Source organism: Occultella aeris (genome assembly GCF_902703175.1).
GTDB classification, from domain to species: domain Bacteria; phylum Actinomycetota; class Actinomycetes; order Actinomycetales; family Beutenbergiaceae; genus Occultella; species Occultella aeris.
Window position 1 is genome coordinate 38,775 of the sequence record NZ_CACRYJ010000070.1, and the last position, 15,220, is coordinate 53,994.

14 protein-coding genes are annotated in these 15,220 nt (G+C 69.9%); 6 read left to right on the forward strand and 8 right to left on the reverse strand.

The features are described 5' to 3' along the window. Positions 1-47: 47 nt before the first annotated feature. The 7 genes from HALOF300_RS25600 to HALOF300_RS25630 all read right to left on the reverse strand — a co-directional run bounded on the left by HALOF300_RS25600 (position 48) and on the right by HALOF300_RS25630 (position 7,693). Entirely contained in the window at positions 48-992 is a 945-nt protein-coding gene (locus tag HALOF300_RS25600; RefSeq protein WP_156743715.1) for a carbohydrate ABC transporter permease, read from the reverse strand. After that, the gene (locus HALOF300_RS25605) at positions 982-1,908 is read right to left on the reverse strand and encodes a carbohydrate ABC transporter permease (protein ID WP_156743716.1); all 927 of its coding nucleotides are present in this window, start codon (positions 1,906-1,908) and stop codon (positions 982-984) included. Before HALOF300_RS25605 ends, HALOF300_RS25600 begins: the two co-directional genes overlap by 11 nt. A 25-nt stretch (positions 1,909-1,933) precedes the next feature. Further along, entirely contained in the window at positions 1,934-3,232 is a 1,299-nt protein-coding gene (locus HALOF300_RS25610) for an ABC transporter substrate-binding protein (protein WP_156743717.1), read from the reverse strand. 62 nt (positions 3,233-3,294) lie between these two features. Next, positions 3,295-4,923: an FAD-dependent oxidoreductase gene (locus HALOF300_RS25615; protein WP_156743718.1), complete on the reverse strand. Its 1,629-nt coding sequence runs from the start codon at positions 4,921-4,923 to the stop codon at positions 3,295-3,297. Continuing rightward, positions 4,920-6,020 carry a LacI family DNA-binding transcriptional regulator gene (locus HALOF300_RS25620; RefSeq protein WP_156743719.1) on the reverse strand — a complete coding sequence of 367 codons (1,101 nt, stop codon included), beginning with the start codon at positions 6,018-6,020 and terminating at the stop codon, positions 4,920-4,922. The genes HALOF300_RS25615 and HALOF300_RS25620 overlap by 4 nt, the downstream gene beginning before the upstream one ends. A gap of 460 nt (positions 6,021-6,480) precedes the next feature. Continuing rightward, positions 6,481-7,386, reverse strand: a complete 906-nt coding sequence (locus HALOF300_RS25625) for a serine hydrolase domain-containing protein (protein ID WP_197522845.1) — start codon at positions 7,384-7,386, stop codon at positions 6,481-6,483. 28 nt (positions 7,387-7,414) lie between these two features. After that, entirely contained in the window at positions 7,415-7,693 is a 279-nt protein-coding gene (locus HALOF300_RS25630) for an SHOCT domain-containing protein (RefSeq protein ID WP_156743721.1), read from the reverse strand. 70 nt (positions 7,694-7,763) lie between these two features. On the opposite strand from HALOF300_RS25630, the gene HALOF300_RS25635 reads away from it, so the two are divergent. The 6 genes from HALOF300_RS25635 (at position 7,764) to HALOF300_RS25660 (ending at position 14,169) form a co-directional block, all read left to right on the forward strand. Further along, positions 7,764-8,858, forward strand: a complete 1,095-nt coding sequence (locus tag HALOF300_RS25635) for a DUF6585 family protein (protein WP_156743722.1) — start codon at positions 7,764-7,766, stop codon at positions 8,856-8,858. A 106-nt stretch (positions 8,859-8,964) separates the two neighbouring features. Continuing rightward, positions 8,965-9,972, forward strand: coding sequence for a siderophore-interacting protein (locus HALOF300_RS25640; protein WP_156743723.1), 1,008 nt, complete (start codon positions 8,965-8,967; stop codon positions 9,970-9,972). A gap of 77 nt (positions 9,973-10,049) precedes the next feature. After that, the gene (locus HALOF300_RS25645) at positions 10,050-11,066 is read left to right on the forward strand and encodes a FecCD family ABC transporter permease (RefSeq protein ID WP_197522846.1); all 1,017 of its coding nucleotides are present in this window, start codon (positions 10,050-10,052) and stop codon (positions 11,064-11,066) included. Next, complete coding sequence (locus tag HALOF300_RS25650; RefSeq protein ID WP_231955777.1) at positions 11,063-12,124, forward strand: FecCD family ABC transporter permease; 1,062 nt, start codon at positions 11,063-11,065, stop codon at positions 12,122-12,124. Before HALOF300_RS25645 ends, HALOF300_RS25650 begins: the two co-directional genes overlap by 4 nt. A gap of 11 nt (positions 12,125-12,135) precedes the next feature. Continuing rightward, entirely contained in the window at positions 12,136-13,047 is a 912-nt protein-coding gene (locus tag HALOF300_RS25655) for an ABC transporter ATP-binding protein (RefSeq protein WP_156743724.1), read from the forward strand. A 96-nt stretch (positions 13,048-13,143) separates the two neighbouring features. Beyond that, the gene (locus HALOF300_RS25660; RefSeq protein WP_197522847.1) at positions 13,144-14,169 is read left to right on the forward strand and encodes an iron-siderophore ABC transporter substrate-binding protein; all 1,026 of its coding nucleotides are present in this window, start codon (positions 13,144-13,146) and stop codon (positions 14,167-14,169) included. An 83-nt stretch (positions 14,170-14,252) separates the two neighbouring features. Here HALOF300_RS25660 and HALOF300_RS25665 read toward each other — a convergent pair whose 3' ends face one another. Then, positions 14,253-14,987, reverse strand: coding sequence for a chloramphenicol phosphotransferase CPT family protein (locus HALOF300_RS25665; protein WP_156743726.1), 735 nt, complete (start codon positions 14,985-14,987; stop codon positions 14,253-14,255). Between the last annotated feature and the right edge of the window lie 233 nt (positions 14,988-15,220).

A 15,220-nucleotide genomic window follows, 5' to 3' on the forward strand; every position in this document is an offset into this window, starting at 1 on the left:
GAACCTTCTTTGGTCGTGTGCATCGCCGGGCATTGGCGCCCGGCCGGTCAGCCCTTCAGGCCGGAGTTGGCCAGCCCTTCGATGAACTGTCGCTGAGCGGCGATGAACACGATCAGCACGGGGATCACGGTCAGGGTGGTGGCCGCGAGCTGGACGTTCCAGATCGGACCGCCGTAGGCGTCCACGTACTGCGTGAGTGCCTGCGGGAGGGTGAAGTTGGATTTCGTGGACAGGTAGACGAGCGGCTCGAGGTACAGGTTCCAGGACTTCAGGAACGTGAAGATCGCGACCGCCGCGAGGGCCGAGCGGGACAGCGGCAGCGCGATCCGGGCGAAGATGCCGAGCCGGCTCAGGCCGTCCATCCGGCCGGCCTCCTCGAGCTCGCCCGGGAGGGTGACGAAGAACTGGCGCATGATGAACGTGGCCAGCACGCTGGGGGCCCCGAGGATCGGGATCACGATCAGCGGCCAGTGGGTGTCGATCAGCCCGGCCGAGTTGACCATCCGGAACAGCGGCACGATCGTGACCTCGGACGGAACCAGCAGCCCGACCAGCACCAGCACGAACAGGGCGTTGGAGCCGCGGAACCGGATCCGCGCGAATGCGTACCCGGCGAAGGCCGCCACGGCCATCGTGCCGACGGTGACCAGCACCGCGATGTACAGGCTGTTCATGTACTGCTGGGCGAACGGCTGCAGCTCGAAGACCTGACGGTAGGACTCGATCGATGGTGACTCTGGCCAGAGGCTGGGCGGCAGGCTCAGGATCTCGCTCGTGGTCTTCATGCTCGACGTGACCATCCACCAGATCGGGAACACGAACGGCACCGCGACGACGACCATCAGGAACACCAGCGCCGCCCGTCCGAGCTGCTGGCTGCCGAACGCGCGCCGCGTGCGGCGCGCCGGCGACGAGCCGGGAGTGTCGGCGACGGACGCGGCCGAGGCGGGCGCCGCCGTCGGGCGCTCGGGCGTCAGTTGATCAGGACTCATGGAACACCCACCGCTTCCGGGTCTGCCACTGGAGCAGGGTCAGGGCCAGCACGATCACGAACAGCAGCACGGAGATGGCACTGGCGTACCCGAACTGGTTGAACTCGAAGGCCTGCCGGTACAGGTAGAACACCAGGACGGTCGTCGAGGTGCCGGGGCCGCCGTCGGTGAGGACGTCGATGAGGGCGAACGTCTCGAGTGAGCCGACCACGGTGAGGATCGCGACGAGCAGCATGGTCGGGCTGATCATCGGCAGGGTGATCGAGAAGAACCTGCGCCACGCACCGGCGCCGTCGAGACGGGCGGCCTCCTGGATCTCCTCGGGGACGGACTGCAGGGCGGACAGGAACAGCACCATGTTCAGGCCGACGTTCTTGAAGACCTGCACCACGATGACCGAGATCATGGCCGTGACGTTGTTGCGCAGCCAGTTCGGGCCGGTGATGCCGAACTCCGCCAGGAACCCGTTGATGCCGTTGTCCGCCTGCAGCAGGAACCCCCAGACGATCGTCCACGCCACCAGCGAGACGACGACCGGCGTGAAGAACAGGACCCGGAACAGCGTGGTGCCGGGCAGGTGCTGATTGAGCAGGACCGCGAGGAACAGCGAGAGCGTGATGTTCAGGACCACGACGCCGAGCGAGAACCACAGGCTCGCGAGCAATGAGTCGTGCAGGGCGCCGTCGGTGAGCATGTCCTGGTAGTTCTGCGGGCCGACGAACGTGAACGTGTTCGCCAGCACGTTCCACTCGTGCAGGGAGTACCAGATGACCGCGCCGAGGGGCACGATCACGAACGCGATCGCGCCGATGACGGCGGGCGCCACGAAGGCGTATCCGGTGGCGGCATCACGCCGCCGCCAGGCGGACCGGCGCTGGGGCCGGGCCGCCCGACCAGTGGTGGTGATCGAGGTCATCTCGCTCCTGTGTTCCGGTCCCGCCTCAGCCCTCGAGCAGGGGCTGGATCGCCTCGCACACGTCAGCCGCAACCGCGGCGACATCCGCGTCCGCGCTCCACATGGCATCCAGCGCGCCGCGCGCGGTGGTGTCCACCTGGGCGAAGTTCGCATGCGAGGGCTTCGTGGTGGCGCCGCTGATCGAGTCCACGACGATGTCGAGCTGGGCCTCGCTGAACAGCGGGTTGCCGGCCGCGAGGGTCTGCGGGTTCAACAGCGACTCGCGTGGCGGCGGGAAGTACAGGGACAGCGACGCGGAGTTCTCCGGGTTCGTGAAGAACGCCAGGAAGTTCGCCGCCGCCTGCGTGTTCGGGCCTGCGGCCAGCACCCCCACGCCCGCCTGTCCGACGATGTTCTCCTGCTGGGTGGGTCCGGCCGGCAGCGGGACGATGTCCCAGTTGAAGGAGCCGTCGAGGGAGGACGCTCGCGAGATCTGCGTGATCGTCATCGTCGTGTCACCGGCGAAGAAGTCCGCGCTCGTGCCCGGGCCCGGGATGGCGTTCTTGGCGAACACCGCATCCTGGTACCACTCGAGCGCCGCGACCATCTCGGGGGAGTCGAACTCGCAGGTGGTGCCGTCTGCGCTCCAAGGCTGCGCGTCCCAGCCACCCCAGACGGTGGCGAGGTTGGTCCAGTTCATGTAGTCGAAGTCGCGGACCACGAGTCCGGCGCCGCCGAGCGCGGCCACGGATGCAGCGGAGACATCGCGGGCTGCGTCGTAGGTCCACCCGTCGGAGGCGACCAGGTCGGCCGGGTTCGGTTGGCTCGCGGCCGCGATCCGGTCCGTGTTCACGAACATCACGAACGGTGAGTTGGAGAACGGGTAGGCGTACAGGGCGTCACCGTCCTCCCAGAGCTCGAGGGCGCTCTCGCCGACGTCCTCGAAGTCGTAGCCCTCGGTGCCGGAGAGCGTCTCGCGCACGTCGACGAGCGCTCCGGAGGAGACGAACTCGGGGGCGTTGGACTCGAAGATCCACGCGAGGTCCGGCGCGTTCCCACCGGCGAGCTGGGTGGTCAGATTGGTGGTGTAGTCCTCGAACGGGATGGTCTCGAACGTGACGGAGGAGACCTCGTCCGGGTGGTCGGCGATGTAGGCGTCGGCGATCTCCTGGAACAGGGCGAGGTGGTCCTCGGACGCGGTCCAGACCGTCATGCGCAGGTCGACGGGACCGTCGGCGGGCTCGTCGCCGGCATCGCCATCGGAGCACGCGGCGAGCGCGGTGGTGCCCAGGGCGCCAATGCCCACCATGGACAGGAAGTGACGACGGCGGAGTTGTGGATTCATGGATTGCTGCTCCTTGGGGTGGGGGACTTCGTTGTCAGGACTCTCAGGCGCTCTCGGTGGCCTCAGTAGGCGTAGACGCCGTCGGGCCAGCTCAGCTCGAAGCCATCGGTCTCGAGGAGATGCTGGAAGGCCTCGACGGCTTCAGGGTCGGTGTGCATGTCGGCGGGTGTGCGGCCCTGGCGCAGGCAGTGCGCGGCGAGCATGCCGGCGGCCTCGCCCACGTTCCACTCCACGGGGTGCAGCCGGTAACAGCCGTTCGTGATGTGGGTGACGCCGAGGTTCTTCGCGCCGGCGAGCAGGTTCCCGCCGCCGCGCGGGATCAGCGCGCCGAGCGGGATCTGGAACGGCGCCGCGGGCACGTCGATGTAGTTGTCACCGCCGGTGGAGGGGTGCAGGTCGATCCGGTACATGCCGACGCCGACACTGTCGGGGTAGGTGCGGGCCGTGTCCTCTCCGCGGGCGGCGGGGGAGACATCCTGCTCTGTGACCGTGGTCAGGGCGCGGATGCGGCGGCTCTCCCGGTGGTACGGGGCCATCGCGAGACCGTCCTCGGTGCCCATGACGTCCGGGCGCAGGCGCAGGCCGGGCCAGCCGGCGCCGCCGTCGGGCCGCGGTGCCTCGGTCTGCATCCAGTACAGCATCGAGAGGCTGAGCTGGCGGGCGTCCTCCAGCCGCGCGGCGGCGACGTCCTCGGGCACGTCGATGACGGGTGCCTCGAAGTAGTCGATGGACGGCCAGTTCACCAGGGTGAGGTCGCTGTCGAACGTGCCCTTGGCGAACATGTCGGCAGCGATGATCCGGCGGAAGGTCCACAGGTTCGTGTCCCCGGGGTTGGCGCTCTGATCGGCGACGACCGCCAGCACGTCGTCACCGGTGTTGGGCTCGAAGTGCCGGGACGTGATCTCCAGGGTGCGCGGGTGCGGCGCGGTCCAGCTGACCAGCGGTGCGCCCCAGAACTCCGGCTGCACGGCGCGCCACTTCTCGTACTGCGCGGGCCTGGGGATCGTGTGGTCGGCCCCGGCCTGGTGCTCCACGGCGAAGCAGATGCTCAGCGCCTGGATGTTGTCCGGCTGCGCCTGCTCAGGGGCGCTCGGCTCGCCGGTCTCGGCCCGGGACTCGAACCCGGTCACGTAGTCGATGCCGGCCAGGGGCAGCAGGTCGCCGAGCTCGGTGGCGTCGATGACGTAGTCCGCACTGATACGAAGGTGCGTGCCGCCGTCGACCGGGGCCAGGGTCACCGTGGCGACGACGCCGTCGACGGCGTCCGCGGCGACCGGGCGGTACCCGGTGAACAGGCGCAACTGCCGGCTGGAGCGGTACGGGGCGAGCATCTCCTCCAGCACCGCCACGGCGACGCGGGGCTCGTGGCACAGCTTGCTGACCCAGCCCGCGCCGGGGTTGAGATCGCTGCGGGCCGCGGCCTCGTCGGTGAGCGGGTAGGCGCGCCGGTAGTAGTCGCGGATCCCGTCGCGGTATCGGCGGTAGGACCGGGTGCAGCCGAAGTCCTCGATCCAGGGGTGCTCGTCCAGGGGCACGCCCTGGGAGGTGGACTGTCCGCCGATCCACTCGAACTCCTCGGTGAGGACGACGGTGGCACCGGACCTTGCCGCGGCGAGGGCGGCGGCGACCCCGCCGAGCCCGCCACCGACGACGAGGACCTGGGTGTGTTCGTCCTGAAAGATGCCGCTCATGTGTGGGAGGTCTCCTTGGTGGTGCTTCTTGTGGTCGCGGTCGGTGGGGCAGCGATGGTCGAGCCGGTGAAGGTCTCGCACGGGATGAAGGCCTGCAGGTCCTGATCCGGCTCGTCGCCGTGCGGGTCGGATGCGGAGAGCTGTCGCAGCACGATGCGCAGTGCTTCGGCGCCCATCTCGATGCGGGGGATGGTGAAACCGGCCCAGTCGACGACGCTCGGTTCGCGCTGCTCCGGGTCGCCGAGGCGGGCGATCGACAGGTCCTCGGGGACCCGGAGGCCGCGGGCGAGGGCCGCGCTGTAGACGTCGTGGGCGAGGTCGGAGACCGTGAGCACCGCGGTCATCCCGTGTTCGGCGAGGGTCCCGAAGAACTCGCCGGAGGTCAGGTCGGGGTCCTCGAACGTCACCGGCAGTTGCCCGGCGGCGCGCATCGCGCGCCGGTAGCCACGGACGCGGTCCTCGATGGACTCGTGCGGCGGGGTCACGGAGACCATGCCGATCCGCCGGTGCCCCAGCTCCAGGAGTTGGCGGGTGACCACGGCGGTCGCCTCGTCGTAGTCGGCGCCCGCGAACGGGACGGTGACGCCGGGTGCCGCGCGCCGGCCGACGAACGCGTACGGGAAGTCCTGGCTGGCCAGCGCGACGAGGTCCTGCGCGTGGGAGTGGCGACCCAGCAGGACACACCCGTCGGCGACCCTGAGCCGGTGGAGCGCCCCGCCGTCGACCAGTGGTCCGCCGTGGTGGGCGGACATGGACGTGAACAGCACCAGGTCGACGCCCCGTTGCTGTGCCTCGCGCTCGACGCCCTCGAGGAACGGCTGGTAGAAGTCGCCGGCGCTGCTCGGGAAGACCGGCTCGTACGTGTACACGCCGACGAGTGCGCTGTTGCCACCGGCCAGGCGCTGGGCGATGGGGTTGGCAACGTAGCCGGTGCGCTCGATCGCGTCGAGTACCCGGCGGCGGGTGTCGTCGCCGACGCGGTGCTGCGTGATCCCGGTGCCGTTGAGGACCATTGAGACCACGGTCTGGCTCACGCCCGCGAGGCGCGCGACATCGGCCTGGGTGACGCGGCCACCGCCGGAGCGTCGTCGCACCATGCCTGCACCTCCTCGGACGTCGGCCGCGGATGCGGCACTGCCGAGGACGCAAGCGGGTTTTGCGCAAAACTGCAACCCTGTCACGGAAGGAAGGCGGATCGACGCCGGATTGTGACCGATCTGAGACGCTCGCGAGTGGTGGCATTTTGCGCATTGCTCGATCAGGTCATCGTGCCGATGGCGTGACGCCCGGGTGGCATCCGGTCCGACGGTGGGGTGCGGCGGTCGCGGCGGCAGCGTGGTCAGTCGGTCGGGATGGTATGGATCTCTGGTTCGGTGGCGGTCTCCGGTGCGCTGGAGAACGCCACCGTGGCGCTGGTCAACCGATTTCAGGTTCGCCGAGGCGGCCCGGATCTGCCCGCGGTGAGCACCGCGGTGGCACCTTCCTGATGTCGGGGATCCGCCCGCTGTCGGCCGTCGACGAGATCCCCGTGTTCGTGCCGGCCCTCCAGGTGAGTGCCTACAGCCGCGGCAGCACCTCGTCCCACACGGCTCGGAGCAGGTCGAACGGAACCCTCTCGTTGTGTGCGGTGATCGTGACCACGGCGCGTTGCTCAGGCAGCACCACCGAGAACTGGCCGTACTTGCCGTCGATGCGCCAGGCGCCGTCAACCGTACTGTTCCAGACCTGGTAGCCGTACCCGGCCGTCGCCTCCGGTTCGTCGCCGGTATGGGAGGTGTCGACGACGTCGGTGTGCATGGCATCGACGTATCCGGCGGGCACCAGGGCGGTGCCCTCCCACTCGCCGCGCTGGAGCAGCAACCGGCCGAGTCGGGCGAGCTCGCCGGTGGTCAGGTGCAGCCCTCTGGCCGCCTCGGGGAAACCCAGCGGGCAGCGGAACCACTGCGGCGTGGCGATGCGCAGCGGATCGAAGAGCCGGGGGATCAGGAACTCGCGCAGGTCCTGGCCGCTCACGGCGTGGATGATTCGGCCGAGCAGGTACGTGGACGCGTTCGAGTACTCGAATCGCTCGCCGGGCATGCGCACGGGCTCCGTGGCGAGCCACCTGGCGACGATGTCGGTGGGCGACTCAGATGCCGGCTCGAACCAGTTGAACGGGTTGCCGGAGGACATCTGAAGCAGGTCCCGCACCGTGATCGATCCGTTGCCGGCTGCCGTCGGGACACCGTCGAAGAAGCCGGCGACGGCGTCGTCGAGTCCCAGTAGCGCCTCACCCTGGGCGATCCCCACCGCGACCGCCGTGAACGTCTTGGATCCGGAGTAGACGTTCACCCGGTCATCGGCACGGAACCGGTGCTCGACCGGCTCGTGGCCCTCTCGGTGGACATGGATGCCGTACGCGCCGAGATGCTGCTCGGCGTTGCGGAGGCGGAAGCCGGTCAGGAGGTTCGCGTCAGCGGTCACGGCGACCATCCTGGCGCAGGAATGCCGCTCAGCCCAAGCGGCGGACCTCCGCCTGGTACTCGTCCTCGGTGAGCAGGCCGTCCTTGCGCATCTGCGCCAGTTCGCGCAGGGCTGCCAGGCGCTTCTCCGGATCGATCGGGCCCGGCGATGGGGTCGGGTAGAGGCCGGTTGCCTGACGACCAGTTCCGACCGCCGGCGGGGTGCCGCGCTGCGACGAGCGGACCGCCGCGATGATGATCACGGCCACCACAGCCACCACCGCGATGAACATCATCAGGACGAAGAGGTGCCAGACCTGCAAGCGCATCTGCCCACCGTAGGCCAGCGGGGCGTGGACGGCGGGTTTCGCCGCGTCGATGGATCAGTACGATGCCGCCGTGACCACGAACGAGCAGAGCCCGACCGCCGCGGACGCAGGGCAGCCCGAACGCCCGAAGGACCCGTTGGCGGTCTTCCGCAGATTCCCGACCGGCCTGGTCGTCTTCCTCGGCCTCATCGGCGCGGGCGGCGTGGCGCTGTTCCTCGCCAATAGCGCCAAGGAGGTCGTGGCGACCTGTGGCAGCGACGGCGTGATGGTGGCCGGTGACATCTGCGAGACCCGGTCCCGTCGGAGTTTCAACACCACCACCTGGACCTACGAGGAGCGGCTGGAGTTCGCGCAGGCCCAGAACCTGGGTGCGATCGTCGCCGGCCTGGTGGTCGTCCTGATCGCCGTGATCGCGATCGCCGCGGTGGTCGTCCGGTGGCGTCGGGACGTCGCGGTCGCCAGCCAGCTCGCGAGCCAGCAGGCCCCGCTGACCGCCTTCGCCACCTCGACCGGTCTCGCGACGGGCTTCCTCACCCTGGTGGCCGGACTCCTCGGCGGCTTCGGAGCGTTCCTGGCCGTCAGTGCCTCCGGCGGCAAGGGCAGTCCCGCGGTCGGCCTCGTCCTCGGTGGGCTCATGCTGGTCGCCGCGCTCGGGGTCCTGTTGGCCGGTCGGCCGAAGGGCTGCACCCTCGTCTGGGCCTACCCGTCCGCGGTGCGCGTGGTGACCGAGAGCCGGGTCCATGACGTCCCCTGGCAGGACATGCAGTACCTGTCGACGCTCGGCAAGGAACGCAGCGAGTGGCTGTCCTGGGCGGGCCGCAAGGGCAGCCTCGGCATCGACGACAAGGAGTTCTTCGCCGTCATGCAGCGGACCATCAACGGCGCGGTCGCCGCCGGTCTGCCGCAGCGTTTCGAGGCCGGCGAGATGATCGACTTCGGCGACGTCAAGGTCAGCAGCGCCACCATCGTTCTCAAGAAGAAGCAGTTCCCGGTGTCGGCAATCCGCGGTATCACGCTGATTCGGGACAAGAACGGCACCTACTACGAGTTCCGCGACCAGCAGGTCAAGGTGGCGGGGTCCGTGGGCGTGCAGACGGTGGCCAATGCGGACGTGCTCTTCGATCTCCTCGCGAAGCGGCTCAACATCACCTTCCTGAAGAACTGAGCGCGCACCGGCGATCGGCGGGCACGGTCCACCCCGGGACCCCGGCCGTCCCGGAGTGAATTAGCCAACATGGACGGCACGTATCTCGCGGTGCTTTACTTAGGCAATGCTCACCTCTCTTACCGATGTCGGCGCGCGCCCGGACGTCGTCAAGGATGACCGCCCGGCCTACCGTCCGTTCGCGGTGCAGGTGGCCGGCATCCGCCAGTTGAGCCCGCATTTCCTCCGGTTGACCTTCACCGGGCCGGACGCGCGCTGGTTCGGCACCGACCGCCAGGACCAGCGGATCAAGGTTCTGATCCCGGACGAGAACGGTCATGTCAGCGAGGTCGGCGCCCAGGACCCCGAGGCCATCCTCGGCGGCACCTGGTACGAGACCTGGCGTGCCCTGCCCGAGGAGGGCAGGTCGCCGTTCCGGACCTACACGGTCCGCGACGTCCGCCCCGAGCAGGGCGAGTTCGACGTGGACATGGTCGCCCATGGCGACGCCGGGCCGGCCTCACGCTGGCTCGGCCGCGTGCAGGTCGGGGACCGGCTCGTGATCGTCGGCCCGGACTCCCGGTCGAAGGACTCCGCGGTCGGCGCCGACTGGGCGCCGGGCACCGCCTCCGAACTCCTGCTCGCCGGCGACGAGACCGCCGCACCCGCGATCTGCTCCATCCTGGAGACCCTCCCGGCCGGACGGAACGCACGAGCCTTCATCGAGGTGCCCACGCAAGCCGACGCGCTGGCCGTCGATCTGCCCGAGGGTGCCAAGATCACCTGGCTCGCCCGGGAGCAGCACGACCACGGTCACCTGCTCGTGCCCGCCGTGAGCGCCTGGGTGCAGGCGAACGCCGAGGTCGTCGACGACGCGCTTGCCGTGGTCCCGCAGGCGATGGACGACGTGGACGTCGACTCCGAGCTGCTCTGGGACTCGCCGGTGCTCCAGGTCCAGGCCATCGACGCGTGCGGCCGGGGCGAGCGGTGCGGTTCGGATTTCTACGCCTGGTTCGCGGGTGAGGCTTCCGTGATCAAGAACCTGCGCCGGATCCTGGTCTCCGACGTCGGCGTCTGCCGGCGGCGGGTGGCCTTCATGGGGTACTGGCGTCAGGGCCGCGCAGAGGGCCAGTGAGTACAACCCACCCCAAGCCCACTGCTCGACCGGACACCTCAGACGTCGCCGAGGTGACGCCGGCTCCGCCGAGCGCGATGAGCCGCACCCGCGGCACCCGCCTGCTCGGCCTGGCGGCCGCCGTCGGGCTCCTCGCACTGACCGTCGCGGCCAGCCTCGCGTTCGGCAACCGCGACATCCCGCTCGACGTGGTGTTCGCCGCGCTCACCGACCGGGCGCCCGGGGACGTGCTGCACAACATCGTCTGGGACCAGCGGCTGCCGCGGACCTTCGTCGGGCTGCTGGTCGGTGCCGCGCTCGGCGTCGCCGGCACTCTGATGCAGGGCATCACCCGCAACCCGCTCGCCGACCCGGGCCTGCTCGGCGTGAACGCGGGCGCGTCGCTGTTCGTCGCGCTGGCGATCGGCGTCCTCGGCATCACGAGCCCGTCCGGGTACGTCTGGTTCGCGTTCGCCGGTGCGGCCGCGGCCGCCGCCGTTGTGTACGCGATCGGGGCGATCGGGCGAGAAGGTGCCACGCCGGTCAAGCTCGCCCTCGCCGGAACCGCGCTGACCGCCGGGATCACGTCGATCATCACCCTGATTCTGATCTCCAGCACGGAGACCACCAACGCGTTCCGGTTCTGGCAGGTGGGTTCGCTCGCCTCCCGGGGGACCGGGACCTGGGGCCTCTCCTGGGTGCTGCTCGTGCTGCTCGCCCTCGGCCTGGCCCTGGCGCTGCTGTCCGGACGTGCCCTGAACCTGTTGGCGATGGGTGATGACCTCGCCCGCGGCCTCGGCGCGAACCTCGGCCTCGCCCGCGGCGTCGCGGCGGTCTCGATCGTGCTGCTCGCGGGGACGGCGACGGCGTTGGCCGGGCCGATCGTGTTCGTCGGTCTCGTGGTGCCGCACATCATCCGCCCGCTCATCGGCGGGGACTATCGCTGGATCCTTGTGTACTCCCTGTTCGTCGGGCCGGTGTTGCTGCTCGCCGCGGACGTGGTGGGCCGCGTCATCGCGCGTCCGGGTGAGCTCGAGGCGGGCCTGGTCGTCGCGCTGATCGGCGCCCCGGTGATGATCGCGATCGTTCGCCGCGTGAAGCTGGCGGGGCTATGAGCCGCGCCGAGCAGGTCGCCACGATGCCCGCGCCGCCGGGCGTGCTGCGCGCTGCCCGGAAGGAGACCGCCGGCCGGGTCCGCACGGTCACGCTCGTCCTGCTCGGCCTTGCGGTAGGGCTCGCGCTGGCGACCCTCGTCTGGGACGGTCACGCCTCGGACCTGTGGAACCAGTTCCTCGGGATCTTCGGTGCCGGCAACGGGGAGGGCGCGTTCACGATCACCAAGCTGCGCCTGCCCCGGGTGGTCCTGTCCGTCCTGGTCGGGGTCGCATTCGGTCTCTCGGGTGCGCTGTTCCAGTCCGTGCTGCGCAACCCGCTGGCCAGCCCGGACATCATCGGCATCAGCGGGGGAGCGAGCCTTGCCGCGGCCTTCGGGCTGCTCGTGCTCGGGGTCGGCGGCATCGTGCTCTCGGCCTTCGCGTTCGCCGGTGCCATCGTGGTGGCGGCCGCGATCTACCTGCTCGCCTGGCGGGACGGAGTGTCCGGATACCGGTTCGTCCTGATCGGGGTCGGCATCGCGTTCGCCGTGAACGCCGGGATCGGCTACCTGCTCACCCGGTCCGAGGTCAACGACGTGCGCTCTGCGCTGGTGTGGATGGTCGGCAGCATCGGGACGCCGCCCTGGCGGGACATCGCGGTACTGGCCGTCGGGATGCTCGTGCTCGTCCCGCTGGTGGGGGTGAGCGTCGGGCGGCTGCGGATCCTGCAGCTCGGCGACGAGACCGCCGGCGGGCTCGGAGTCGGGCCGGAGCGGGCCCGGCTCGCGGTGCTCGCCGTGGCCGTCGGCCTCGCCGCCGTGGCGACGGCGTTCGCCGGCCCGGTCGCGTTCGTCGCCTTCGTCTCGGCGCCGATCGCCCGCCGACTGCTGCCGACGGCGGGGCTCGCCCTGGTCCCGTCGGCGCTGGTCGGGACGGTGGTCGTCCTGGCGGCCGAGTTCACCGCGCAGAACGTGCTCGGGGCGCTCGAGGTGCCCGTCGGCATCGTCACCGGCATCATCGGCGCGCCCTACCTGCTGTGGCTGCTGGCCACCTCGAACCGTGGAGGACGCGGAGCGTGAGCATTCTCAACATGACCACAGACCAGGGCGGCGCCGACAACGGCACGCACGGGCCGCCGTCGGGCAGGGAGCAGGGGAGCGAGCCGAAGGCGGAGCACACCGTGGTCGCCCGGGGCCTGTCGTTGGCGTACGACGGCGCGCCCGTGGTGCACGACCTCGACCTGGAGATCCCGCCCGGGAGGATCACAGTGATCGTCGGCGGCAACGGCTGCGGCAAGTCCACCCTGCTGCGGGGGATCGCGCGACTGCTGCGGCCGAGCGCCGGTGAGGTGCTGCTCGACGGCACGGCCGTGCACGGCCGGTCGGCGAAGGACGTGGCCAGGATCATCGGGATCCTGCCGCAGAGCCCCACCGCGCCTGAGGGCATCACGGTCGCGGATCTCGTCGGCCGTGGGCGCTACCCGCATCAGGGCTGGTTCCGGCAGTGGACGTCGACCGATGACGCCGTCGTGACCGCCGCGCTGGTGGCGACCGACACCCTGGAGCTTGCTGCGCGCCGCGTCGAGGAGCTCTCCGGTGGACAGGCGCAGCGCGTCTGGATCGCGATGGCGCTGGCCCAGGACCCGGACATCCTGCTCCTGGACGAGCCCACCACGTTCCTGGACGTGACCCATCAGCTCGAGGTGCTCGACCTACTGCACGAGCTGAACCGGACCCGTGGCGCCACGGTGGTCATGGTGCTGCATGACCTCAACCTCGCGGCCCGGTACGCCGATCATCTCGTCGTGATGCACGGCGGGCAGGTGCAGGCGATCGGTTCGCCCGCCGACGTCCTGACTCCCGAGCTCGTCGCGGAGGCGTTCAACCTGCGGGCCCAGGTCGTTCCCGATCCCGTGTGCGGCTCGCCGATGGTGGTGCCGATCGGGCGTTTCCATGGCAGCGAGCCGGAGCCGGTTTTGCCACCACCCGGCGACGCGCCTTAGGATAGGCACTCCTTATATCTGCCCAGTCCGATGTGGCGCCTGCTCGGACGCCATCGTCATTCCCCCCAAACACCCCTGATCCTCCTGAGGAGTCCCGTGTCTCGACGCCCGATCTACCTGGTGGCCGCCGCCACCCTGACCACCCTCGCGCTCGCCGCGTGCTCCGGCGGCGACGGGAGCGGCGACGACCCGACCGACGGCGGTAGCTCGGCCGGTGGGGACTGGGAGACCGTCACCATCGAGCACGCGCTCGGCACCACGGAGATCGCCGAGGCGCCCGAGAACGTCGTGACGCTGGGCTGGGGTTCCACCGAGGCCGCCCTGGCACTCGGAGTGGTCCCGGCGGGTATCGAGGCGCAGACCTACGCCGTCAACGACGAGGGCCTGCTGCCTTGGGTCGCGGAGACGCTGGACGAGCAGGGCGCCGCGCCGACCATCATCCCGGCGACCGTGGAGGAGCCGGCGTACGAGGACATCGACGACCTGAACCCGGATCTGATCCTCGCGCCGTACTCGGGGATCACGCAGGAGCAGTACGACCTGCTCAGCGAGATCGCGCCGACGGTGGCCTACCCGGACGCGCCGTGGACGACCCCTTGGCGTGAGCTGATCACGATCGTCGGCCAGTCGCTCGGGCTCGACGAGGAGGCCGCAACGGTCATCTCGGACCTGGACGCCGAGGTCGCCGCGGTGGCGCAGGCGCACCCGGAGCTCGAGGGGATCACGGTCGCGGCCGTCTGGGACATCGGCGGCACGTTCTACGTGTACAAGCCCGCGGACTCGCGGGTGGATTTCCTGCTCGACCTCGGTCTGGTCAGTGCGCCGTCGGTCGAGGCACTGGATTCCGGCGGTGACACGTTCGTCTACTCGCTGTCGTACGAGCAGACCGACCAGCTCGACGCCCAGCTCATCGTGAACTACGCGTCCACCGAGGCGGAGGTCGAGACGTTCCTGGCCCAGTCCTACGCCCAGGCCATCCCGGCCGTGCAGGCCGGCGCGATCGCGAACATCACCGGGGACGCCCTGATCGCGGCGATGTCCCCGCCGACCGCGCTGTCCCTGACCTGGGGCCTCGAGGACTATGCCACGACCATCAGTGAGGCCGCCGCGAACGTGCAGTAGCACGGGCAGCGGTGGTAGCGGGTCTCGGCTGTTCGGGGGAACGGCCGGGGCCCGCTTCTACGTTCCAGCGAGTTGGTCGCGGGTCAGGACAGGTCGAAGAAGGCCGACGGCGGTGCTGCGGCCGACGGCGTTGGTGTGGCCGACGGCGTTGGTCTGGCCGACCCGAGTGGTGCGGCCGACGACAGGGAAGTCGCGGTCCGTAGGTGCGCAGCGATCCGCTCGGCGCACTCCTGTGGTGTGAGTCGGGACGTGTCCACCTCGAGGTCGTAGCGTCTGGGGGAGTGGACAGCGCGCTCCCAGCGCATCACCGGGTCGTCGGTGCGTGTGCCGGCTGTGCTTCCGGGCAGGTTCCCCGTGCCGCTCACGCCAGCCTGACCGCCGGCATCGGTCACCCCGGCGACGCCGGTGCCGCCCCAGGTATCACGGCGCCGTTGGCGCACGACGTCCACAGGGCAGCGCACACCCACGAACAGCACGGGGAGGCCGTTCAGGATCTCGGCCGCCGCGCGCCGGATCGCGAGGGGCGCGGAGTAGTCATCGTGCAGGCCGACGTCGGTGACGACGTTCAATCCCCGTTGGGCATGCGCTGCGATCGACGCGAACATCGCGCGGTAGGCCGTCGCGACGTAGTCCTCCAGGTCCGGCCGCTCACCGCCCGGCCGCAACCCGATGCCGGGCTGGCGACTCGCGGGCGTGGCGGTCTGAAACACGTCGACGCCGAGATTGAGCCACACGTCGTCGAAGTTCTCCTGGATCGCCCGGGCGATCGATGACTTTCCGGATCTGGGAACACCATTGAGGATGACGACCGTGCTCATCGGAATCTCGCCGCGCTGAAGGCCATAGCCCCAACCTACGACATGCGCGCAGGCTCCCTAGCGACGCGGTGGATGGGGTGTCATCGGGGTGTCTCGGGGCTTGGTTTTGGGTTGGTCGGATGGGCTGATGTCCCTGTATCCACAACGGAAATCGGGGTTCTTGCGCTGTCGGTGGGACGTCCTAGAGTGGAGCTCAAGCAGTCAAACGCACGTATGAAACGGTCAGCATTTCG